This is a genomic window from Lysobacter sp. GCM10012299 (genome assembly GCF_042649405.1).
Lineage (GTDB): Bacteria > Pseudomonadota > Gammaproteobacteria > Xanthomonadales > Xanthomonadaceae > Lysobacter_J.
Genome location: NZ_JBHRZC010000010.1, coordinates 21,686 through 43,014, shown reverse-complemented (window position 1 = coordinate 43,014; position 21,329 = coordinate 21,686). Strand labels below are relative to the sequence as shown.

Genomic DNA, 21,329 nt, shown 5'->3' with positions numbered 1-21,329 from the left:
CCCATGCCGATGTCGGCTTCTGCCAGCCCGTTTGCCAATACCTCCCTCGGTTCTCCCCTTCCCGAGGATCGGCTGGCGGCGCTTGCCCACGTCACCGAAGGACTCGATGCAAACGGCCTGTGGTGGCTGTCGGGCTACGCCGCCGGACTGGCCAGTCGCTCCGCCGGGACGGCGGCGACGATTGCCCTGCCGATCGCGGAAGCCCAGGCGGCGGGGCGCCTGACCGTCGTCTACGGCAGCCAGACCGGCAACGCCAAGCGACTCGCCGAACAGCTGGCCCGGCAGTCCGAGGCCGCCGGCCTCGCCGTCCGCCTGCTGCGCGCGGATGCCTACCCGACCCGCGAACTGAAGGACGAGCGCACTCTCTACCTGGTGGTCAGCACACAGGGCGACGGCGACCCGCCGGACGATGCCCGCGCCCTGGTCGAGTTCATCGCCGGCAAGCGTGCTCCGCAGCTCAAGCAGCTGCGTTATGCCGTGCTGGCCCTGGGCGATTCGAGCTACCCGCAGTTCTGCGCGATCGGCCAGAAGCTCGACGAGCGCCTGGCCGAACTGGGCGCAACCCGGCTGCTGCCGCGCGGCGATGCCGATCTCGACATCGAGACCGTCGCCACGCCGTGGCTGTCGCAGGCGCTGGCCAAGGCCAGGGACGCGCTGAAGCCCGCCGCTCCGCTGGCGACAGTGACGCCGCTGCGGCCGCTGCCCGCCACGCCCGCGCATGGCCGCGATGCCCCGTTCGCTGCCGAACTGCTGCTCAACCAGCGCCTGGTGAGCCGTGCCAGCAGCGTCGGCCGTCCCGGTCCGGACAAGGACGTGCGCCACATCGAGCTGTCCCTCGAGGGCTCCGGTCTGCACTACGAGCCGGGTGATGCGCTGGGCCTGTGGCCGTCGAACCCGCCCGCGCTGGTCGAACAGGTGCTTTCGACGCTGCAGCTCGATGGTGACGAAGACGTCAGCCACGGCGGCCAGACCCTGCCCTTGCGGCAATGGCTCGGCAGCAAGCGCGAACTGACCCGGCTGACCCGCCCGTTCGTCGCCAGCCTCGCCGCACAGGCGCGCAGCGACGAGCTCAACGGCCTGCTCGCACCGGGCCAGCAGGCCCACCTGTCGCAGTTGCTCAACGAGCAGCAGGTGATCGACCTGCTGTCGCAGCACCGCGCTGACTGGAGCGGCGAGGAACTGGTCGCTGCCCTGCGTGCGCTGACGCCGCGCCTGTACTCGATCGCCTCCAGCCAGAAGCATGTCGGCGACGAAGTCCATCTCACCGTCGCCCACGTCGAGTACGACAACGGCCGAGGCACGCGCTGGGGCGCCGCATCGCACCAGCTCGCCGACAGTGCCGAAGGCGACCGCCTGCCGGTCTTCATCGAACACAACGAGCGCTTCCGCCTGCCCGCCGATGCCTCGCGCGACGTGATCATGATCGGCCCCGGCACCGGGGTCGCGCCGTTCCGCGGCTTCCTGCAGGAACGTGCTGCCATCGCCGCCACCGGCCGCCACTGGCTGCTGTTCGGCAACCCGCATTTCCGCACCGACTTCCTCTACCAGGTCGAGTGGCAGCAGGCCCTCAAGGATGGCCGCCTGCAGCGCCTCGACCTGGCCTTCTCGCGCGACCAGTCGCACAAGGTCTACGTCCAGCACCGCCTGCGCGAGCAGGGCCGCGAACTGTTCGCCTGGCTCGAAGGCGGCGCGCACGTCTACGTGTGTGGCGACGCCACGCGCATGGCCCGTGACGTCCACGCCGCGCTGCTCGATGCCATCGCCGAACACGGCGGAAAGTCTGCCGAAGACGCCAACGACTACCTCAACGACCTGCAGCAGCAGGGCCGCTACGCAAGAGACGTGTACTGAGAAGGCATGCCCTGATGAGCAACCATTCCGTCGAGGACATCAAGCACGAAAGCGCGCGCCTGCGCGGCTCGCTGCTGGCGTCGCTCGCCAACCCGGTCACCGGCGCGCTTGCCGAGGACGACCAGACGCTGATCAAGTACCACGGCAGCTACCAGCAGGACGATCGCGACATCCGCGAGGAGCGGCGTGTCGCCAGGCTCGAGCCGGCCTACAGCTTCATGATCCGCACGCGCACGCCCGGTGGCGTGGTGACCCCGGCGCAATGGCTCGGCCTGGACGCGATCGCCACGCGTTTCGCCGAGCGCGGCCTGCGCATCACCACGCGCCAGGCGTTCCAGTTCCACGGCGTGATCAAGACCGAGCTGAAGCCGACCATGCAGGCGATCAACGCCGCGCTGATCGACACCCTCGCCGCCTGCGGCGACGTCAACCGCAATGTTGCCGTCGCCGCGAATCCGTTGCTGTCGCAGGCGCATGCCAGCGTGCATGCGCAGGCGGCCGCGCTGTCGGAACACCTGCTGCCCAACACCCGCGCCTACTACGAGATCTGGCTCGACGAGGAGCGCGTCGCCGGTAGCGGCAGCGAGGAGGAACCCGTCTACGGGCCGACCTACCTGCCGCGCAAGTTCAAGATCGGTTTCGCGATTCCGCCCTATAACGATGTCGACGTGTTCGCCCAGGACCTGGGCTTCATCGCCATCCTCGACGACGACGGCGCCCTGACCGGATACAACGTCAGCGTCGGCGGCGGCATGGGCGCGACCCACGGCGATCCGGAAACCTACCCGCGCCTGGGCGACGTCATCGGCTTCGTCACGCCCGACCAGGTCATCGCGGTCGGCGAAGCCGTCGTCACCGCGCAGCGCGACCATGGCAACCGCCAGCTGCGCAAGCGCGCACGCCTGAAGTACACCATCGACGACCACGGCCTGGACTGGTTCAAGGCCGAGGTCGAACGGCGCGCCGGGTTCACGCTGCAACCTGCCCGTGCGTTTTCTTTCATCCACAACGGCGACCGGTTCGGCTGGATCGACGGCGAAGACGGCCGCGCGCACCTGACCCTGCGGATCGTCGCCGGCCGAATCTGGGACCAGGACGGCGTCGCCCACCTCAGCGGCCTGCGCGAGATCGCGCGCGTGCTGGACGAAGCCGACGTGCAGGCGCAGTTCCGCCTCACCCCCAACCAGAACCTGGTGATCGCCGGCGTGCCCGCGGCGCTGCGCGCTCGCATCGACGCACTTGCCACGCAGTACGGCCTGGACGGCTACCGCACCGCCAGTCCGCTGCAGCGCAATGCCCTCGCCTGCGTCGCGTTGCCGACCTGCGGGCTGGCGATGGCCGAGGCCGAGCGCTACCTGCCCGAGCTGACCGGCAAGGTGCAGTCCCTGCTCGACGGACACGGCCTGCACGACGCGCCGATCCACCTGCGCATCAGCGGCTGCCCCAACGGCTGCTCGCGCCCGTACCTGGGCGAGATCGCCCTGGTCGGCAAGGCGCCGGGCCGCTACAACCTGATGCTTGGCGCCGACCATCGCGGCCAGCGACTGAACACCCTGTACCGGGAAAACATCGCCGAGGCGCAGATCCTCGCCGAACTCGATCCACTTTTTGCGCGCTATGCCGGACAGCGCGAAGCCGACGAAGGCTTCGGCGACTTCCTCGTCCGCACGGCCGTGATTGCACCACCCAGGCCCCCGATCGATTTGCAACTGCGTAGCGAGAATGCTGCATGAGCACGCCTCCTGATCCCATCACCGCCGCCGAGTCGCCGCAGGCACTGGCGGAACTCAACCACTGGCTGGGCCAGCACAGCGCGCAGGAGCGTGTTGCCTGGGCGCTGGAGAACACGGCCGGAACGCATGCGCTGTCGTCGAGTTTCGGCGCGCAGGCAGCGGTGTCGCTGCACCTGGCGACGCAGCAGCAGCCGGATATGCCGGTGATCCTGATCGACACCGGGTATCTGTTCCCCGAGACCTACCGTTTCGTCGACCTGCTCAGTGAGCGGCTCGGCCTGAACCTGAAGGTGTATAGGCCGCAGATCGGCATCGCCTGGATGGAGGCGCGACTGGGCAAGCTCTGGGAGAACGGCCTCGACGGCATCGAGCGTTACAACCGCATGCGCAAGGTCGAGCCGATGCAGCGCGCGTTGAACGAGCTGGGCGTGCGCACCTGGATCGCCGGCCTGCGTCGCAGCCAGGCGCGCACGCGCGCGAACATCGAGTTCCTCGAACTGCGCGACGGTCGCTGGAAGCTGCATCCGATCGCCGACTGGGGCGATCGCGAGGTCTGGCAGTACCTGCAACAGCACGACCTGCCCTATCACCCGTTGTGGCACCAGGGTTACGTGTCGATCGGCGACATCCACACCACGAGACCGCTGGAGGCCGGGATGAACGAGGAAGACACGCGTTTTTTCGGCCTGAAGCGTGAGTGCGGGCTGCATTTCGACAGCGAGCCGAATGCGGCTTGAGCCCCCTCACGTCATTCCCGCGAAGGCGGGAATCCAGGGACGACTGCAGGATCAAGATGGGTCCCGGCGTTCGCCGGGACCACGGTGACGACGCTCAGGTCGTGATCGGCTGACTAAGTTCTCGCCACGCGGGGGCCTGCGGCCAGCGCGGTTCGAGGTTGCCTTCCAGCACGCGCCGCAGGTCGCGACGATCCAGTTGCGGCGCGATGCCATGCATCAGCGCCAGCGCGTATTCGCGCAGCACGCGTGCGCGCGGGATCACGGCCCAGGTGATGCACTCGGGCAATGCGTCCGGCGCAGGCAACGCCTTGAGGTCGGTGTCGCGTACGCCCACCGCCATCTCCGCCAGCACGCCGACGCCCAGGCCGGCGCGCACATAGGTCTTGATCAGGTCGGCATCGCGCGCGGTCATGGCCAGCTGCGGCTCCAGGCCGGCAGCGGCAAACGTGCGGTGCAGCGACGATTCGGGCTTGGTGGAGGACTCGTAACTGATCAACGGATGCGCGGCCAGCTCCGCCAGCGTCGGCGCGCGATCGAGCTTGGCCAGCGGATGCGTGAGCGGCACCAGCACCACGCGGCGCCAGCGGAACAGCGGTACCGCAACGCCGCCCTCCGGCTCGCCGCCGGCCGTGCTGATCACGGCCAGGTCGGCTTCGCCGCGGGCCAGCTGCTCGAGCACTTCGCCATCGGCCGCCGCCTGCAGGTGCACGCTGACCTGCGGGAACTCGCGCTTCACCGCGGCGATGACTTCGGGAAGCACGAAACGCGCCTGGGTGTGCGTGGTCGCCAGCACCAGGCGGCCGCTGTGCTGGCCACGCTCGTTGGCGGCATAGGCGCGGATGTTGCTGGCTTCCTCGAGGATGCGGCGCGCGTGCATCAGCACGCGCTCGCCGGCCGGCGCGATCGCCTCAAGGCTCCGGCCCTTGCGCGTGAACAGCTGGAAGCCGAGCTCGTCCTCCAGTTGCTTGAGCTGCTTGGACAGGCCCGGCTGGGTCGCATGCACGCGCTCGGCCGCCAGGGTGATGTTGAGCCCGGAGTCGGCAATGGCAACGAGGTAGCGCAGCTGGGTCAGGGTCATGGCGGAGCGACTATATATCGCTCGATGCGAATGGAGGGATGGAAAGAAATTACCCCGGCGCGGACCCGCTGTCCAGCACCGCGGCCATCATTCCGAAACGGCATACCGCCAGACGGCGGCGTCATTTCCGCCGGTGCGGGGGCGTGGGTAGGTTCACGGTATCGCCGCTCCATCCCTCGATCGACACCATGGCCAGCCCACTGTTTCCCGTTTTCGCCGACCTGCGCGGCCGTGACGTGCTGGTCGTCGGCGGCGGTACGGTGGCCCAGCGCAAGGCCGAGGCCCTGCTCGAGGCGGGGGCACGGGTCCGTCTCGGCGCCCCGTCGCTGAACCGGCCCCTCGCCCGGCACGTCGCCGAGGGCCGGATCGAGCATCTGGACGGTGCCTTCGATGCGCACTGGCTCGACGGCGCCTGGCTGGCCATCGCCGCGACCGATGACGATGCGGTCAACCAGGCGGTCGCTGCGGCGGGCGAAGCGCGGCGCATCTGGGTCAACGTGGTCGACGACGCGCAGGCATCGAGCGTGCAGATTCCCGCGCGGATCGAACGTGGCCTGCTGCAGGTGGCGATCTCCAGCGGCGGCGGCGCGCCGATGCTCGCCCGCCACCTGCGCGAGAAACTGGAATCGGAACTCGACGAATCCCTGGGCGCGCTGGCGGAGCTGCTGGAGCGCGAGCGCCCTCGCATCCGCGCGCGATTCCCGGACATCGGCCAGCGTCGTCGCTTCTTCGAGCGCCTGCTTGCCGGTCCACTGCCGGCCTTGCTGCGCCAGCGACGCAAGCTGGCCGCCGAACGCGAGTTCAGCGCCGCACTGGCAGGCAGCAACGAAGCAGTGAGCGACACCATCCGCGGCTCGGTCGCGCTGGTCGGCGCCGGCCCGGGCGATCCTGGCCTGCTGACCCTGCGCGCGTTGCGCGTGCTCAACGAGGCCGACGTGATCCTCCACGACCGCCTCGTCAGCAAGGACGTGCTGCAACTGGTGCGCCGCGATGCACTGCGGATCGAGGTCGGCAAGCAGGCCGGTAACCACCACACCACGCAGCAGCAGATCCACGCGCTGATGCTCGAGCACGCGCGCGCCGGCAAACGCGTAGTGCGGCTCAAGGGCGGTGATCCGTTCGTGTTCGGACGCGGCGGCGAAGAGCTCGAGGTGCTGCGCGCCGACGGCATCGCCTTCGAAGTCGTGCCGGGCATCACCGCCGCACTGGCGTGCGCGGCCTACGCCGGCGTGCCGCTCACCCATCGCGACCATGCGCAATCGGTGCGCCTGGTCACCGCGCACTGCAAGGACTCGCTCGACACGCTCGACTGGCAATCGCTGGCGCTCGAACGGCAGACGCTGGCGGTGTACATGGGCGTGGCCGGACTGGATGGTCTGCGCGATCGGCTGATCGCACACGGTCGCGCAGCGTCGACGCCGTTCGCGCTGATCGAGAACGGCTCGCGGCCGGAGCAGCGCGTGGTTGTCGGCACGCTGGCCGACCTGGCCGAGCGGGCGCGGGAGCACGACGTGCAATCGCCGGCACTGCTGATCATCGGCGAGGTCGCCGCGCTCGCCGGCACGCTGCACTGGTTCGGCGAGCCACCGCTCGGTGGCACGGCGCTGGCACTGGCGGCATAGCGCAACGCGCCCCACCCCCCTTTCCCTGGAGCAAACCCATGGCCCTGTACGACAGCATCCTCGACACCATCGGCAGCACGCCGATCGTCCGCCTCCACCGCATCGCTCCGGCGCACGTCACCCTGTACGCCAAGGTCGAATCGTTCAATCCCGGCGGCTCGGTGAAGGATCGCCTGGCGCTGGCGATCGTCCTCGACGCGGAGCGCAAGGGCCTGCTCAAACCGGGGCAGACCATAGTCGAGGCTACGTCCGGCAACACCGGCATCGCGCTGGCGATGGTCGCGGCCGCGCGCGGTTATCCGTTCGTGGCAGTGATGACCGAGACGTTCTCGGTCGAACGCCGCAAGCTGATGCGCGCCTACGGCGCCAAGGTAATCCTTACGCCGGCCGCGGAGCGCGGCAGCGGCATGGTGCGCAAGGCTGCCGAACTGGCCGAGAAGCACGGCTGGTTCCTCGCCCGCCAGTTCGAGAATGAAGCCAACCCGGCCTACCACCGCAGCACCACCGGTCCGGAGATCCTGCGCGACTTCGCCGGCAAGCGGCTGGACTACTTCGTCAGTGGCTGGGGCACCGGCGGCACGATTACGGGGGCCGGCGAAGTGCTCAAGCTGGCGCGACCGGAGCTGAAGATCATCGCCAGCGAACCAGCGGGCGCGGCCCTGCTGTCCGGCAACACATGGCAGCCGCACAAGATCCAGGGCTGGACGCCGGACTTCCTGCCGGCCGTGCTCAGCCGCACCATCGCAGACGAAGTGCTGCCGGTCGACGACGTGCTGGCGCGTGACACCTCCAGGCGCCTGGCCGCGGAGGAAGGCGTGTTCGTCGGCATCTCCGCCGGCGCGACCGTGGCCGCGGCGCTGAAGGTGGCCGAGCGCGCGCCGGAGGGCTCGGTGCTGCTGGCGGTGCTGCCCGACACGGGCGAGCGCTATCTGTCGACGTTCCTGTTCGAGGGTGTGGCAGAGGGTTCGGACGACGAGTGGCTGGAGACGCTGGAAGGCAAGAAGGAGGCCGTGGCGGCCTGAAGCACCGCCCGCATTCCCCCGCGCGCACAGGCCCGTTAGGCTGTGCGCATGCGGCGCCTGCCGCCCGGAGAATGCATGTCCGTAGTACCTGGTTCATCCGATAGCGGTTCATCCGACCGCGAATCCTCGCGCCTGGCTTGGGCGCGCGCCGCGAGCGGCGACCCCGACCTGCTGCTGCAACGCGCCTCGGTCGACGCCGGTTTCCGCAGCTATTGGCGCGCCACCACGGCCACCGGCACGCGCATCGTCATGGATTCGCCGCCGGATCTCGAAGACGTGCGCCCGTGGCTGCGCATGCGCAACCTGCTCGAAGGCGGCGGCGTGCGCGTGCCGCAGGTGCTGGTCGAAGACGTCGACGCGGGCTTCCTGCTGATGGAAGACCTCGGCGGCCCCACCCTCGCCAAGGTCATCGACGACGACAACGCCGACGCGCATTTCGCGGCCGCGATCACGCAACTGCTCAAGCTGCAGGCGATCGCGCCGCCAGCGGGCATGGGCGAGTTCGGCGAGGCCCTGCTGCAGCGCGACGCCGGTTTGTTCGAGGAGTGGTTCCTGCGTCGCCACCTCGGCATCGAGCTCGACTGCGGCGACGCCGAACGCCTGCAGCTGGTGCAGCGCCGGCTGATGGACAACGCGCTGTCGCAGGCACGCGTGCTTACCCACCGCGACTTCATGCCGCGCAACCTGATGCCCGTGACCGATGGCCCGGCCGTGCTCGACTTCCAGGATTGCGTCAGCGGCCCGGTCGCGTACGACGCGGTCAGCCTGTTCAAGGATGCCTTCCTGAGCTGGCCGCTCGAACGCGTCGACGGATGGCTCGCCCAGTACCACGCGCGTGCACTCGCCGCCGGCGTGCCGGTGCCGTTGCTGGAACAGTTCCGCCGCGACGCCGACTGGCTCGGCATCCAGCGCCACCTCAAGATCCTCGGCATCTTCGCCCGCCTGCACCATCGCGATGGCAAGTCGCACTACATCGAGGACGCACCGCGCTTCATCACCTATCTCGACGAGGTGTTGCCGCGCTATCCGGAGCTGTCCGCGCTCGGCGACCTGCTCGATTCGCACATCCGTAGTGCGATGGCGAGGGTGCGCGCATGAAGGCACTGATCTTCGCTGCCGGCCTGGGCGAGCGCATGCGCCCGCTGACCAACCACACGCCCAAGCCGTTGCTGGTCGCCGGCGGCAAGCCGTTGATCGCCTGGCATCTGGAGAAGCTCGCCGCGATGGGCGTGCGCGATGTCGTCATCAACACCAGCTGGCTCGCCGACCAGTTTCCGAAGGTGCTGGGCGACGGTGCCGACTGGGGACTGCGCCTGCAGTACTCCTACGAAGGCTCCACGCCGCTGGAAACCGGCGGCGGCATGCTGCATGCGCTGCCGTTGCTGGGCGACCAGCCCTTCCTGCTGGTCAACGGCGACATCTGGACCGATTTCGATTTCGCCCGCCTGCCGCGCGAACCGGCGGGACTGGCGCACCTGGTGATGGTCGACCGACCGGGCCATGCCACCAACGGCGACTTCGCGCTCGACGACGGCGGCCACGTCCGCGCCGGGGGCGACAACCTGCTGACGTATGCGGGCCTGGGCCTCTATCGGCCGCAGATGCTGGCGAACTGGCGCGAGGCCGTGGCAACCGAGCCTGGCGTCAACGAACAACCGCCGCGCTTCCGCCTGGCGCCGATCCTCAAGAAGCGGATGCCCGACGGCCTGATCACGGGTGAACATCACCGCGGGCGCTGGACCGACGTGGGCACGCCGGAGCGGTTGGCTACTCTGGATGCGCAGTTGCGCGGCTAGGCCTCAGCTTCCCAGCGTCTGCCGCAGGAACGGCACCGTGATCCGCCGCTGCGCTGCCAGCGAGGCGCGGTCGAGGCGATCGAGCAGGGCGGTCAGTCCGCCCAGGTCGCGACCGACGCGCTTGAGCAGCCAGTCCAGCGCCGCTTCTTCCAGCACCAGTCCGCGCCGCTGCGCACGCTGGCGCAACACTTCGCGACGGCCCTCGTCGTCCAACGGCGACAGCGTGATCCGCGTGCACTGGCCCAGGCGCGAACGCAGGTCCGGAAGGCCCAGCCCGATCGCATCGGGAATGTCACGGGCGGCGTAAACCAGCGCCACGCCGGCAGCGCGCGCGCGGTTGTGCGCATCGAACAGCGCGACCTCGTCCTCGCGGTTGCCGGCGATGACATCCAGGCCGTCGATCGCGATCAGGTCGTTGCCCTCGAGCGCTTCGAGTGCGTCGCGCAAGCGCCCGGCAGCGGCCAGCAGCGGCAGGTAGGCGGCACGGCGTCCCGCCGCTTCCGTGGCCGCGCAGGTCGCCAGCAACAAGTGGGTCTTGCCGACGCCCGAGGCACCGGCGAGGTAGACATTGTCCGTGCGCACGGCAGCGGCGCCCGTCGCCAGCGCGAGCAACTGCTCCACGGTTCCGGCGGGAGCATGGACAAACGTATCAAGGCGCTGGTCGGGCGGATAACGCAACGCCAGCGGCAACTGCGGGACGCTCACTGCTGTGCACTCACTGCTGTGCTCTCACAACTCACTCTTGCCTGTCGTCCAACGGTGGTGCCAGGTGCGGATCCGTCAGCGCGTCCGCCGGCGAATCCGGCGCGCCCACATACAACCGGCTGTGCCTGTACCGCTCCTGCGCATAGCGCAGCAGCACGTTGACCACCGCCGCCACCGGCAGCGCCAGCAGCATGCCGAGGAATCCGAACAGCTGGCCGCCGGCCAGCACGGCGAAGATCACCGCCACCGGATGCAGGCCGATGCGGTCGCCGACGAACTTCGGCGTCAGCACATAGCTTTCGATGACCTGGCCCACGCCGAACACCGCCAGCACGCCGGCGACATGCTGCCAGTCGCCGTACTGCACCAGCGCCGCGATGACGCCCAGGATGATGCCGCTCGCCGGGCCCAGGTAAGGCACGAAGGTCAGCAGGCCGGCGATCAGGCCGATCAGGATGCCCAGGTCCAGACCCACCGCCCACAGGCCCAGGCCGTACATCACGCCCAGCACCAGCATCACCAGCAACTGGCCGCGCAGGAACGCGCCGAGCACGTCGCTCGATTCGCGCGCCAGGCGCTCGACCGTGGGCAGGTGCTTGCGCGGGATCAGCGATGCGACGCGCTCGACCAGCAAGTCCCAGTCGCGCAGGAAGAAGAAGGCGATCACCGGCAGCAGCGCGATGTTGGCGACCATCGCCAGCACCGCCGAACCCGAACGCGACAGGTAACCCAGCATCGTCGTTGCGATGCCGCCGGCCTGGTCCCAGTTTTCACGGACCAGCTGCGCGAAGTGGCTGAAGTCGAGCGAATCGGTGATCTCGAAGCCGGTGCGGCGCTCGACCCAGGGCAGCGCCGTCATCATCAGCCACTCGCGGTACTTGGGCAGCGACGAGATCAGCGTGGTGATCTGGCGCTCGAGCAAGGGCACCAGCACCAGCATTCCGGCCAGCACGACCAGCGCCATCATCGTGAACACCAGCGCGACAGCGGTGTTGCGCGAGCGACCGGCACGCTCGATCCGGTCAACCAGTGGATCACCCAGCCAGGCCAGGATCAGCGCGAAAGCGAACGGCGACAGGATCGGCGCCAGCAGCCACACGACCCAGCACACGCCCAGGCCGAGCGCAGTCCATTGCAGCCTGCGCAGGAACAGCGCGATCTCGTCCAGTGATTGCGTCTGCATGGGGTTCCCAGTGGTTACCGCAGTGGTTACCGCAGCCGGTAGACCGGCGGCTGTCCTTCGAGGCCTTCCAACACCTCGATCACGTCATCGCGCGCCAGCATCCGGTTGAAGCCCGGCAGGCCGCTGACCAGTTCCAGGTCGTATTCCAGTCCCAGCGGCGTCGCCCGCGTCGGCGTCAGGCGGCGCACCACCGACAGCTTCTGCAGGTAACCGGCGAGGCGGATGAAGTCGTCGCTGCTGTCGATGCCGGTGAACGTCACGCGGTAGCTGCCGGGCTGGCCGCTGGTCGCGCGCTTGGCGTAGCGCTTCATCAGCGCATCGGCGGCGCCGTCGGCGCCGTTGGCCATCAGCTGGCGCGGGTCGGTGCCGGTCTGCGACCAGTTCGACAGCACCTTGCCACCGTCGACGAAGGTCCAGTCGGCTTTCCAGCCGGCGGTGGTGTCGCGGTAAAGCTTGCCGATCAGCTGCATCGGCGGGCTGTAGCGGGCCGAAGCGCGCGCGACCGCGGCGCTGTCACCGCGCCAGATCGCGCCCACGGCCGCCTGCTCGGCGGCATTGCCGGTGGGCAGGCCGAGCTTGTAGCCACGCTCGGTGGCGCGGTTCAGGGCCGGCCGGGCCGCATTCACCTGCGGCAGGCCGACCAGGCGCGGGCCGCTGCCGTCGTCGATCGCCAGCCACAGCACCGGCTTGGGCCGCGGCTGCGGCCAGACCGGGATGCCCAGGGTGGCGGCGAGCTCGTTGACCGCCTCTTCGTCGTACTTGATCACCAGGGTGGTGCGGAAGCTCGGCGCGCCGGTCGGGCCCAGGCCCTCGTCCTGGCGGTAGTCGTAGCTGTCGACGTAGGTCTTGGCCTGGCGCAGCTCCTGGCCGACGCCCGGCCGCGAGGCCGCGCCGCGATCGCCGGAGAGCTTGCCCAGCACGGAGGCGAGCCCGCGGGCAAAGGCCGAATTGCGCTCACCCTCGCCCTGGCCGTTGACCTGCACTTCGGTGGCATAGATGCCCTCGGCACGGGCGACGTCGCCTTCCACGCGCTGCGCGGCGGCGCTGAAGCTGGCAAGCAGCAGGGCCAGCAACAGCGTGACTGCGAGGCCAGGGCCCCTCGAGGGAACATTCGTATGGATCGTCATGCCGCCCAGCATGCCTGTTGCGCCGCTCGCAGAGCGTGTTTCCGTGCCAATTACCCGAACCATCGCTATCCCTGGTGGTGCGTATTGAGCCGAAATGGTGCCGCAGTGGCGTCTTGGCGTCCATTCGAAGGCGTCACGGCTGGTAAAATCGCCGCTTCATATCCCGCGACCGCCGAGGCCGCCCGTGTCCAGCACTCCCCCCAGCCCCACCACGCTCACCTACCGCGATGCCGGCGTCGACATCGACGCGGGCAACGAGGTCGTCGAACGCATCAAGCCGCTGGTCAAGCGCAGCTTCCGTCCCGAGGTGATGGGTGGCCTGGGTGGCTTCGGCGCCCTGTTCGACCTGTCGGGCAAGTACAAGGAGCCGGTGCTGGTCTCGGGCACCGACGGCGTCGGCACCAAGCTCAAGCTGGCCCAGCAGCTGAACCGCCACGACACCATCGGCATCGACCTGGTCGGCATGTGCGTCAACGACGTGCTGGTGCAGGGTGCGGAACCGCTGTTCTTCCTCGACTACTTCGCCACCGGCAAGCTCGATGTCGACACCACCGTGGCCGTGGTCGGCGGCATCGCCAAGGGCTGCGAGATGTCCGGCTGCGCGCTGATCGGCGGCGAAACGGCGGAGATGCCCGACATGTACCCGCCGGGCGAATACGACCTGGCCGGCTTTTGCGTCGCCGCGGTCGAGAAGTCGAAGCTGCTCGATGGCGCCAAGGTGCGCCAGGGCGACGTGCTGCTCGGCATTGCGTCGAGTGGTCCGCATTCCAACGGCTACTCGCTGGTGCGGAAGATCTATGACCGCGCCGGCCGTCCGGCCGACCTCGATGTCGGCGGCGTCAAGCTGATCGACGCGCTGATGGCGCCGACCGCGCTTTATGTGAAGCCGATCCTGGAACTGCTCGGCAAGCACGACCTGCATGCCATGGCGCACATCACCGGCGGCGGCCTGACCGAGAACATCATCCGCGTGATCCCCGACGGCCTGGGCCTACAGATCGAGGCCTCCAGCATCGTCCTGCCGCCGGTGTTCGACTGGCTGCAGCGCGAAGGCGCCGTGCCCAACGACGACATGTGGCGCACGTTCAACTGCGGCGTCGGTTTCGTACTGGTGGTCGCCCCGGGCGACGTCGCCGCGGTCAGCGCCGACCTCGACCGCCTCGGCCTGGGCCACCGCGCCATCGGCGAAGTGGTCAAGGCCGGAGACGGCGAACGCGTGCACATCGGCTGATCGCCTGACCAGGCCTCCGGACACCATGCAGCCTGAGAAGCGGATCGCACTCGGCCTGACCGTGGCCGTGTTCCTGGCCACGTGGATCGCACCGATCTGGCCGGTGGAGCAGGCACTGCACAGCAGCCTGACCGTGGTCGGGCTGTGCTGGCTTTGGCGCCATGACCAGCGCTGGCCGATGCGCACGATCGATTTCGCGCTGATCTGCGGCTTCATCGCGGTGCACTGCGTGGCCGCGCGCTGGCTCTACTCCAACCTGCCGTACGACGAATGGGTGCGGGCACTGACCGGCTGGTCGCCGCAGCAGGCGTTCGGCTGGCAACGCAACCATGCCGACCGCCTCATCCACTTGATGTTCGGCGTGTGCTTCACACCGGGCCTGCGCGAGCACATGCAGCAGCGCTGGCCGCGTTTGTCGCCGCGACAGGCCTTCGCGCTCGCGCTGATGCTGATCATGTGCGCCAGCCTGGTCTACGAATGGCTGGAATGGGGCATCGCCCTGACCATGTCGCCCGAAGCCGCCGAGGCCTACAACGGCCAGCAGGGCGACCTGTGGGATGCGCACGCCGACATGCTGCTGGCGACACTGGGCGCACTGCTTGCATGGCCGCGTCGCGTCGAAGCGTCTTGCGCCGCTGCGGCGGAGGCCGCCTGATGGCCGCCCGCATCGCGGTGCTGGCCTCGGGCCGGGGCAGCAACCTGCAGGCCATCATCGATGCGATCTCGAGCGGCGAGCTGCCGGCCGAGGTGGTCGGCGTGTTCTCCGACAAACCGGCGGCGACGGCCTTGGCGCGCGTCGCGCCCGGGCTTCGCTGGAGCGCCGATGCCCGCGCGTATCCGTCGCGCGAGGCTTTCGATGCCGACCTCGCTGACGCAGTCGCGGCTTGCCAGCCGGACTGGGTGGTCTGCGCCGGCTACATGCGCATCCTCGGCGACGCCTTCGTCAATCGCTTCCGCGGCCGCCTGCTCAACATCCACCCGTCGTTGTTGCCGCACTACCCGGGCCTGCGCACGCATGCGCGCGCCATCGCCGACGGCCGGCGCGAACACGGCGCCAGCGTCCATTTCGTGATCCCGGAGCTCGATGCCGGCAGCGTGGTCGCACAGGCCGTGGTGCCGGTCCTGGCGGGCGATGACGCCGAGACCCTGTCGGCGCGCGTGCTGGCGGTGGAGCACCCGCTGCTGGTGGCGGTGCTGCGCCTGGCCGCTTCCGGCCGCCTGGCTGAACACGGGACAACCATCCAGCTCGACGGTCATCCGCTGTTTACGGCACTGCGCTTAGATTCCGCCGGTGTTTTGCATGCCCCCGATGGCCCGCCATCTGTGCCAGTCTGACGCCACTGCGCGTCCCCCTGCCAAGGTTCGATGAAGCCGATCTTTAGTGTCCTGACCCTCTTCGCGTGCACTGCGGTTTCCGCCCCGGCGCTGGCGCTGGAGTCGTTCGTCGCCAACTACCAGGTGTTCAATGCCGGCAAGGCGCTGGGCGAAGCGACGATGCAGGTGGTGCCGGGCGACACCAGCGGGCGCTGGCGCATCGACCTGGACATGCGCGGCACGCGTGGCCTGATGGGCCTTGCCGGCGTCAACGCGCAGCAGAGCACGGTGTTCGACACCGTCGGCGACAACTACCGCCCGCTCAGCCAGAGCACCGTGCGCAAGGCCCTGTTCCTCGGCAAGAAGATCAGCGGCACCTACGACTGGGCCAACCATTCGGCGCGCTGGACCGGCGACGTCAAGAAGACCCGCCAGGCGCCCGTGCCGTTGCGCGATGGCGACATGAGCGGACTGCTGATCAACCTGGCCATCATCCGCGATGCACAACCGGGACGCGAACTCGCCTACCGGTTCGTCGACAACGGCCGCGCCCGCGACCAGCGCTACGCCGTCGCCAACGACCTGGAAAGCGTCGCCGTCGATGGCATGAGCTTCAACGCGATGCGCGTGCAGCGCGTGCAGGCCGGCAACGAGGAAACCGTGGTGTGGGTGGTCGATGGCGTGCCCACGCCGGTGCGCATCCTGCAACGCGAAAATGGCGAAGACACTTTCGACCTGCGCCTGGTCGACTACAAAGGAGCCCAGTGATGGCTGCCAGACTGACCACCACCCTGCCCCGCCCGCGCTTGCACGGCATGTTCGCTGCCGCGCTGCTGATGGTTGCGAGCGCTCCGGCGCTGGCGATCAAACCCTTCACCGCCGACTACCAGGCCAGCTACATGGGCGTGGTGGGTGCCGGCCGCATGACGCTGGCCGCCGACGGCGCCAACCGCTGGAAGTACACGCTGTCCGTCACCGCGCCGCTGGCCGACCTGCGCCAGACCACGGTGTTCGAGGACAAGGGCGGGCAGTGGCGTCCGCTGTCGGGCATCGACAGCAGCAAGGTGCTGGCCAAGAGCAAGACCAAGAACGCCGTCTATGACTGGAACAGCGGCGTCGCCAGCTGGAGCGGCGACGTCAAGCCCGAGCGCGCTGGTCCGGTCAAGCTGCAGAGCGGCGACCTGGATGCACTGCTGATCAACCTCGCGGTCGTTCGCGACCTTGCCGCCGGCAAGCCGATGAACTACCGGATGGTCGAGGACGGTCGCGTCAAGCAGCTCAACTACACCGTCGCCGGCAAGGAAGAAATCACGGTCGGCGGCAAGCCGATGCAGGCGACCAAGGTCAGCGCCACCAATGGCGAGAAGCAGACCATCGCCTGGATCGTCGACGGCATGCCGGTGCCGGCACGCATCCTGCAGCGCGACAAGGGCCAGGACGCGATCGACCTGCGCGTGCAATCGGTGAAGTAACCGCGTAGCCCAGAGTAGCCCGGGTAAGCGCAGCGCACCCGGGTCACACACGCGTCAAACCCCGGGTGCGCTTCGCTTACCCGGGCTACGTTTTGGTGGTCAGGCCTTGGCGTGCCATGCCTTCAGCAGCGCGGCTTCCTGCTCGCGCGTGATGCCCGCGCGCAGCGTTGCCTGGCGCTCTGCCGGCTGGCTGCGGAACCACGCCAGCAAGTCGGTCACCGTGGTATCGAGCGGGCGATAGGTGAGCCCGGCGGCAATGGCGCGCGCGTTGCTGACCGCACCATAGCCGGCATATGGACCGCTCTTCGACGACACCCAGATCGGCAGCTCGACTTTCTGTTCGTCGAGGAATTCCGGCGACACGTGCGTGTAGGTCGGCTTTTTGCCGGTGACGCGCTCGCAACCCTTGAGCATCGCGCTCATGCTCAACGGCTTGGCCGGGCCCACCGCATTGAACGTGCCCAGCGTGCCCGCCTCCGCCAGGCGGATCATCCACTCGCCCAGATCGCGGCCATCGATGATCTGCACCGGGTCGGAACCATCGCCAGGCACCAGCATTTCGCCTCCCTGGGCGACGCGATGCGGCCAATAGGTAAAACGATCAGTCTCGTCGCGCGGGCCGACGATGTAGCCGGGACGCACGATGGTGACGCGCTCGCCAAACTGCTTGTGCGCCTCGGCCTCGCTCAATGCCTTGAGCGGCCCGTACAGGTGCTCGATGTCCGCGCGCAGCGACTCCTGCGTCTCTGCCATCGCGTCCTTGCCCTCGTACACGGCCAGCGGCGCATCCTCGCTGATGCCCGGCTTGCTGCCGTCGGCGTAGACCGAGATCGTGGAGATGAAGAGGTACTGCCCGACGTTGCCCTTGAGCACGTTGCCGGCATCGCGCACCCAGAACGGCAGGCTGGTCGGGTTGTCGATGCAGACATCCCACTTGCGCCCCTGCAGTGACTTCAGGTCGCCGGTGTTGCGGTCGCCGAACAGCTGCTCGACATCACCCGGCCATTCCGGCGAAGGTCGCTTGCCGCGATTGAACAAGGTCACCTTGTGCCCGCGCGCCAGCGCGTAGTTGACCTGGAACGGCCCGGTGAAGCCGGTACCGCCGAGGATCAGGATGTTGAGCGGCTTGGCCGCACGCTCGATGGGTTTGGACGACTTGGCCCACGCCCACTGCGGCAGCGCGGCCGAGGCCGCGGCGAGGGCACCGAACTTGAGCAGGTCACGACGGGTGGTGGTCATGCAGGGATTCCTGGCGAGTCGGCCGGAATTCTTAGCACATCCGAATCGGAATGCATGTGCGATGCGGCAGGGGTCCCGGCAGGTGCCGGAACCCGACAACGCCCGGGCGCCCGGCTCAGGGCTTCGGCGCGGCCTGCATCGTCGTGCGGCAGTCCACGCGCAGCGTTTCGGTCGATCCGCGCCACGAATAGGCGCGGCATTCGCGCTGGCCTTCGCGGGTGATCTCCACTTTCACCGCATAGAGCGACTGCAGCATCTCGGTCATCGTGACCTGGCCGTCGTTGTCCCAGTCCATCTGCTTGCGTTCGAGCCCGCGGGTCGCGGCTGCGCCGGTGAAGTGCAGCCAGGCCACGACGGCCAGCAGCACCAGCACCAGGCCCAGCAGCACCTTGCGACGGGTCGAGAACTTTCCGCGGGCGATGATCATCGACGCTTCAGCCCGGCATCAACCGGCGATGCGGCGGATGCCGGCGCCCAGGCCCGAGAGCTTCTCTTCGAGGTTCTCGTAGCCGCGGTCGAGGTGGTAGATGCGGTCGATGGTGGTGCTGCCTTCGGCCACCAGCCCGGCCAGTACCAGCGACGCCGATGCACGCAGGTCGGTCGCCATGACCGGCGCACCGCTGAGGCGCTCTACGCCGCGGATGATCGCGGTATGCCCTTCGACGCGGATGTCGGCGCCCAGGCGCTGCAGCTCCGAGACGTGCATGAAGCGGTTCTCGAAGATGGTCTCGTTGATCACGCCGACGCCATCGGCGATGCAGTTCATCGCCATGAACTGCGCCTGCATGTCGGTCGGGAATGCCGGGTGCGGCGCGGTGGTCAGGTCGACCGCGCGCGGACGCTTGCCCTGCATGTCCAGGGTGATGCGGTCGCCATCGACTTCGATGTGCGCGCCGGCCTGCTTGAGCTTGTCGATGACGGCATCGAGAGTGTCCGGGCGCGCGCGGCGCACGGTGACGCGGCCACCGGTCATTGCCGCGGCGACCAGGAACGTGCCGGTCTCGATGCGATCGGGCAGCACGTCGTGGCTGCCGCCGTGCAGGCGTTCGACGCCATGGACGACGATGCGACCGCTGCCGGCGTGCTCGATGTTCGCGCCCAGCGCGTTGAGGCAATCGGCGAGGTCGACGACCTCCGGCTCCATCGCGGCGTTCTCGAGCACGCTGGTGCCTTCGGCGAGCGCGGCCGCCATCAGCACGTTCTCGGTACCGGTGACGCTGACCACGTCGAAGACGAAGCGCGCACCCTTCAGGCGGCCGTTGCGGTGGGCCTTGATGTAGCCGTTCTCGACGGTGATCTCCGCACCCAGCGCCTGCAGGCCCTTGATGTGCTGGTCGACCGGTCGCGAACCGATCGCGCAGCCACCGGGCAGCGAAACCTCCGCGGCGCCGAACTTCGCCAGCAGCGGGCCCAGCACCAGGATCGAGGCGCGCATGGTCTTGACCAGTTCGTACGGCGCGACGTGGCTGTGCACGGTGGTCGGATCGACCACGATGCCGCGGCCGCGACCGGGCTTGCCGTTGACGCTGATGGTGCCTTCGTCGACGGTGATGCCGGCGCCGAGCTCACCCAGCAGCTTGGCCGTGGTCACCACGTCGTGCAGGTGCGGCACGTTGCTGATCGAAACCGGGCCGTCGGCCAGAAGCGTCGCGCACAGGATCGGCAGCACCGCATTCTTGGCGCCGGAGATCTGCACCTCGCCGTTCAGCGCGGCGCCGCCTTCTACTACGATCTTCTGCATGGGTCGGATTCTGGATTCTGGGATTGGATGGAATATCGGGGTGGCAGCCGGGTGACGGTCGGAGCCGTCAGCCGGCTTCTTCAGGCGTCAGCGTCTTCAGCGCCAGGGCGTGGATCTCGCCGCCCATGCGATCGCCCAAGGTCGAATAGACCAGGCGATGGCGGGCCAGCGGCAACTTGCCGCGGAACGCCTCGGCCACCACGGTGGCTTCGAAATGGACGCCGTCGTCACCGCGCACATCGGCGCGCGCGCCCGGCAGGCCCTGTTCGATCAGCTGGCGGATGGTCTCGGGATTCACGTATGCAGGGCCTCGGAAGTGCATGCGGCCGGCGGCAGCGGGGCTGCGCGCGGTCTCGCGGTGGGCGGGAGCCCGGGCTTGACGGGCTTTTGGCGGATGAACCGCATAGAATTGATGGATTAGCCTAGCGGAAAGGCCCCCGGTCCGAAATGGCAAGCGTCCCCAGCCCTGCCCAGCCCCACCCTGCCCAGCCCTACGCCGACGACCCGGCGCAGCTGGCCGCCAGCGGCCGCCGCGTGTTCGAGATCGAGGCGCAGGCGCTGGCCGCCGTGGCCGAGCGCATCGACGGCGACTTCAGTGCCGCCTGCAAGCTGATCCTCGCCTCCAGCGGCCGCGTGGTCTGCACCGGCATGGGCAAGTCCGGCCACATCGCCCGCAAGATCGCCGCGACCCTGGCCTCGACCGGCACGCCCGCCTTCTACGTCCACCCGGGCGAGGCCGGCCACGGCGACCTGGGCATGATCACCGACGTCGACGTCGTGCTGGCGCTGTCCTACTCGGGTGAGAGCGACGAGGTGCTGATGCTGCTGCCGGTGCTCAAGCGCCAGGGCAACAAGCTGATCACCATGACCGGACGCCCCAACTCCTCGCTGGCGCGCGAGGCCGACGTGCACCTGGACGTCAGCGTGCCGGCCGAGGCCTGCCCGCTGGCGCTGGCGCCGACCTCCAGCACCACCGCCTCGCTCGCGCTGGGCGACGCGCTGGCGGTGGCACTGCTGGACGCGCGCGGCTTCACCGCCGACGACTTCGCCCGCTCGCACCCGGCCGGCGCGCTCGGCCGGCGCCTGCTGCTGCATATCTCCGACATCATGCACGCCGGCGACGACGTGCCGCGGATCAGCGCCGATGCCAGCGTCAGCGAGGCGCTGATCGAGATGACCCGCAAGCGCCTGGGCATGACCGCCGTCGTCGATGACGACGGTCGCCTGATCGGCCTCTACACCGACGGCGACCTGCGTCGCACGCTCGACGATCCCGGTGTCGACCTCCGCCACACCCGCATCGCCGAAGTGATGACGCGCTCGCCCAAGACCATCGGTTCCGATTCGCTCGCGGTCGAGGCGGCGCAGCTGATGGAGGCGCACAAGATCAGCGGCCTGCTCGTGGTCGACGACGACCGCAACGTGGTCGGCGCGCTCAACATTCATGACCTGTTGCGCGCGCGGGTGGTCTAAAGCCA

Annotated in this window: 21 protein-coding genes; 13 read left to right on the top strand and 8 right to left on the bottom strand. The window is 68.8% G+C overall.

Translation table 11 applies throughout. The features are described from left to right. Positions 1 to 3 precede the first annotated feature (3 nt). From ACFOPO_RS18060 to ACFOPO_RS18050, 3 genes are read left to right on the top strand one after another with little or no spacing between them, the layout of a single operon-like run. Positions 4 to 1,851, top strand: coding sequence for an assimilatory sulfite reductase (NADPH) flavoprotein subunit (locus tag ACFOPO_RS18060; protein WP_386705064.1), 1,848 nt, complete (start codon positions 4 to 6; stop codon positions 1,849 to 1,851). A gap of 14 nt (positions 1,852 to 1,865) precedes the next feature. Next, the gene (gene cysI / locus ACFOPO_RS18055) at positions 1,866 to 3,584 is read left to right on the top strand and encodes an assimilatory sulfite reductase (NADPH) hemoprotein subunit (RefSeq protein WP_386705063.1); all 1,719 of its coding nucleotides are present in this window, start codon (positions 1,866 to 1,868) and stop codon (positions 3,582 to 3,584) included. Continuing rightward, positions 3,581 to 4,321: a phosphoadenylyl-sulfate reductase gene (locus ACFOPO_RS18050; protein WP_386705062.1), complete on the top strand. Its 741-nt coding sequence runs from the start codon at positions 3,581 to 3,583 to the stop codon at positions 4,319 to 4,321. Before cysI ends, ACFOPO_RS18050 begins: the two co-directional genes overlap by 4 nt. A gap of 94 nt (positions 4,322 to 4,415) precedes the next feature. Here ACFOPO_RS18050 and ACFOPO_RS18045 read toward each other — a convergent pair whose 3' ends face one another. After that, complete coding sequence (locus ACFOPO_RS18045; protein WP_386705061.1) at positions 4,416 to 5,399, bottom strand: LysR family transcriptional regulator; 984 nt, start codon at positions 5,397 to 5,399, stop codon at positions 4,416 to 4,418. Between the two features lie 188 nt (positions 5,400 to 5,587). On the opposite strand from ACFOPO_RS18045, the gene cysG reads away from it, so the two are divergent. The 4 genes from cysG (at position 5,588) to murU (ending at position 9,839) form a co-directional block, all read left to right on the top strand. Next, entirely contained in the window at positions 5,588 to 7,021 is a 1,434-nt protein-coding gene (gene cysG / locus ACFOPO_RS18040) for a siroheme synthase CysG (RefSeq protein ID WP_386705060.1), read from the top strand. Between the two features lie 38 nt (positions 7,022 to 7,059). After that, entirely contained in the window at positions 7,060 to 8,043 is a 984-nt protein-coding gene (cysK, locus tag ACFOPO_RS18035; protein ID WP_386705059.1) for a cysteine synthase A, read from the top strand. A 75-nt stretch (positions 8,044 to 8,118) separates the two neighbouring features. Then, on the top strand, positions 8,119 to 9,141 hold the full coding sequence (locus ACFOPO_RS18030) for an aminoglycoside phosphotransferase family protein (RefSeq protein WP_386705058.1): 1,023 nt from the start codon (positions 8,119 to 8,121) through the stop codon (positions 9,139 to 9,141). Further along, a complete protein-coding gene (gene murU, locus ACFOPO_RS18025; RefSeq protein WP_386705057.1) occupies positions 9,138 to 9,839 on the top strand; it encodes an N-acetylmuramate alpha-1-phosphate uridylyltransferase MurU in 702 nt (233 codons plus the stop codon). Before ACFOPO_RS18030 ends, murU begins: the two co-directional genes overlap by 4 nt. Positions 9,840 to 9,842: 3 nt before the next feature. On the opposite strand, the gene hda is transcribed toward murU, so the two are convergent. The 3 genes from hda to ACFOPO_RS18010 are packed head-to-tail and all read right to left on the bottom strand — an operon-like array spanning position 9,843 to position 12,854. Beyond that, positions 9,843 to 10,544, bottom strand: coding sequence for a DnaA regulatory inactivator Hda (hda, locus tag ACFOPO_RS18020; protein ID WP_386705056.1), 702 nt, complete (start codon positions 10,542 to 10,544; stop codon positions 9,843 to 9,845). Between the two features lie 31 nt (positions 10,545 to 10,575). Beyond that, entirely contained in the window at positions 10,576 to 11,727 is a 1,152-nt protein-coding gene (locus ACFOPO_RS18015; protein WP_386705055.1) for an AI-2E family transporter, read from the bottom strand. A 26-nt stretch (positions 11,728 to 11,753) separates the two neighbouring features. Continuing rightward, entirely contained in the window at positions 11,754 to 12,854 is a 1,101-nt protein-coding gene (locus tag ACFOPO_RS18010) for a DUF2066 domain-containing protein (RefSeq protein WP_386705054.1), read from the bottom strand. Positions 12,855 to 13,038: 184 nt separating this feature from the next. Between ACFOPO_RS18010 and purM the strand changes: the two genes are divergently transcribed. The 5 genes from purM to ACFOPO_RS17985 are packed head-to-tail and all read left to right on the top strand — an operon-like array spanning position 13,039 to position 16,871. After that, positions 13,039 to 14,085, top strand: a complete 1,047-nt coding sequence (purM, locus tag ACFOPO_RS18005; RefSeq protein ID WP_386705053.1) for a phosphoribosylformylglycinamidine cyclo-ligase — start codon at positions 13,039 to 13,041, stop codon at positions 14,083 to 14,085. A gap of 25 nt (positions 14,086 to 14,110) precedes the next feature. Then, positions 14,111 to 14,740, top strand: coding sequence for a DUF2238 domain-containing protein (locus ACFOPO_RS18000; RefSeq protein ID WP_386705052.1), 630 nt, complete (start codon positions 14,111 to 14,113; stop codon positions 14,738 to 14,740). Beyond that, positions 14,740 to 15,420, top strand: coding sequence for a phosphoribosylglycinamide formyltransferase (gene purN, locus ACFOPO_RS17995; RefSeq protein ID WP_386705051.1), 681 nt, complete (start codon positions 14,740 to 14,742; stop codon positions 15,418 to 15,420). Before ACFOPO_RS18000 ends, purN begins: the two co-directional genes overlap by 1 nt. A gap of 30 nt (positions 15,421 to 15,450) precedes the next feature. Beyond that, a complete protein-coding gene (locus ACFOPO_RS17990) occupies positions 15,451 to 16,167 on the top strand; it encodes a DUF3108 domain-containing protein (RefSeq protein WP_386705050.1) in 717 nt (238 codons plus the stop codon). Continuing rightward, positions 16,167 to 16,871 carry a DUF3108 domain-containing protein gene (locus ACFOPO_RS17985; RefSeq protein ID WP_386705049.1) on the top strand — a complete coding sequence of 235 codons (705 nt, stop codon included), beginning with the start codon at positions 16,167 to 16,169 and terminating at the stop codon, positions 16,869 to 16,871. The genes ACFOPO_RS17990 and ACFOPO_RS17985 overlap by 1 nt, the downstream gene beginning before the upstream one ends. A 99-nt stretch (positions 16,872 to 16,970) precedes the next feature. On the opposite strand, the gene ACFOPO_RS17980 is transcribed toward ACFOPO_RS17985, so the two are convergent. The 4 genes from ACFOPO_RS17980 to ACFOPO_RS17965 form a co-directional block, all read right to left on the bottom strand. Beyond that, positions 16,971 to 18,110 (bottom strand): SDR family oxidoreductase, encoded by a 1,140-nt coding sequence (locus tag ACFOPO_RS17980; RefSeq protein WP_386705048.1) that lies wholly within the window; start codon positions 18,108 to 18,110, stop codon positions 16,971 to 16,973. A 115-nt stretch (positions 18,111 to 18,225) separates the two neighbouring features. Further along, positions 18,226 to 18,534, bottom strand: coding sequence for an EF-hand domain-containing protein (locus ACFOPO_RS17975; RefSeq protein ID WP_386705088.1), 309 nt, complete (start codon positions 18,532 to 18,534; stop codon positions 18,226 to 18,228). Positions 18,535 to 18,555: 21 nt separating this feature from the next. Then, positions 18,556 to 19,851 carry a UDP-N-acetylglucosamine 1-carboxyvinyltransferase gene (murA, locus tag ACFOPO_RS17970; RefSeq protein ID WP_386705047.1) on the bottom strand — a complete coding sequence of 432 codons (1,296 nt, stop codon included), beginning with the start codon at positions 19,849 to 19,851 and terminating at the stop codon, positions 18,556 to 18,558. A 67-nt stretch (positions 19,852 to 19,918) separates the two neighbouring features. Beyond that, positions 19,919 to 20,149 (bottom strand): BolA family protein, encoded by a 231-nt coding sequence (locus tag ACFOPO_RS17965; protein WP_386705046.1) that lies wholly within the window; start codon positions 20,147 to 20,149, stop codon positions 19,919 to 19,921. Between the two features lie 149 nt (positions 20,150 to 20,298). Between ACFOPO_RS17965 and ACFOPO_RS17960 the strand changes: the two genes are divergently transcribed. Beyond that, positions 20,299 to 21,324 (top strand): KpsF/GutQ family sugar-phosphate isomerase, encoded by a 1,026-nt coding sequence (locus ACFOPO_RS17960; RefSeq protein WP_386705045.1) that lies wholly within the window; start codon positions 20,299 to 20,301, stop codon positions 21,322 to 21,324. The last annotated feature ends 5 nt before the right edge of the window (positions 21,325 to 21,329 follow it).

Bases quoted from the DNA above. Each gene is read 5' to 3' on its own strand.
- ACFOPO_RS18060 (WP_386705064.1), top strand. From the start codon at position 4: ATGCCGATGTCGGCTTCTGCCAGCCCGTTTGCCAATACCTCCCTCGGT.
- cysI (WP_386705063.1), top strand. From the start codon at position 1,866: ATGAGCAACCATTCCGTCGAGGACATCAAGCACGAAAGCGCGCGCCTG.
- ACFOPO_RS18050 (WP_386705062.1), top strand. From the start codon at position 3,581: ATGAGCACGCCTCCTGATCCCATCACCGCCGCCGAGTCGCCGCAGGCA.
- ACFOPO_RS18045 (WP_386705061.1), bottom strand. From the start codon at position 5,399: ATGACCCTGACCCAGCTGCGCTACCTCGTTGCCATTGCCGACTCCGGG.
- cysG (WP_386705060.1), top strand. From the start codon at position 5,588: ATGGCCAGCCCACTGTTTCCCGTTTTCGCCGACCTGCGCGGCCGTGAC.
- cysK (WP_386705059.1), top strand. From the start codon at position 7,060: ATGGCCCTGTACGACAGCATCCTCGACACCATCGGCAGCACGCCGATC.
- ACFOPO_RS18030 (WP_386705058.1), top strand. From the start codon at position 8,119: ATGTCCGTAGTACCTGGTTCATCCGATAGCGGTTCATCCGACCGCGAA.
- murU (WP_386705057.1), top strand. From the start codon at position 9,138: ATGAAGGCACTGATCTTCGCTGCCGGCCTGGGCGAGCGCATGCGCCCG.
- ACFOPO_RS18015 (WP_386705055.1), bottom strand. From the start codon at position 11,727: ATGCAGACGCAATCACTGGACGAGATCGCGCTGTTCCTGCGCAGGCTG.
- ACFOPO_RS18010 (WP_386705054.1), bottom strand. From the start codon at position 12,854: ATGACGATCCATACGAATGTTCCCTCGAGGGGCCCTGGCCTCGCAGTC.
- ACFOPO_RS18000 (WP_386705052.1), top strand. From the start codon at position 14,111: ATGCAGCCTGAGAAGCGGATCGCACTCGGCCTGACCGTGGCCGTGTTC.
- purN (WP_386705051.1), top strand. From the start codon at position 14,740: ATGGCCGCCCGCATCGCGGTGCTGGCCTCGGGCCGGGGCAGCAACCTG.
- ACFOPO_RS17990 (WP_386705050.1), top strand. From the start codon at position 15,451: ATGAAGCCGATCTTTAGTGTCCTGACCCTCTTCGCGTGCACTGCGGTT.
- ACFOPO_RS17985 (WP_386705049.1), top strand. From the start codon at position 16,167: ATGGCTGCCAGACTGACCACCACCCTGCCCCGCCCGCGCTTGCACGGC.
- ACFOPO_RS17980 (WP_386705048.1), bottom strand. From the start codon at position 18,110: ATGACCACCACCCGTCGTGACCTGCTCAAGTTCGGTGCCCTCGCCGCG.
- murA (WP_386705047.1), bottom strand. From the start codon at position 19,851: ATGCAGAAGATCGTAGTAGAAGGCGGCGCCGCGCTGAACGGCGAGGTG.
- ACFOPO_RS17960 (WP_386705045.1), top strand. From the start codon at position 20,299: ATGGCAAGCGTCCCCAGCCCTGCCCAGCCCCACCCTGCCCAGCCCTAC.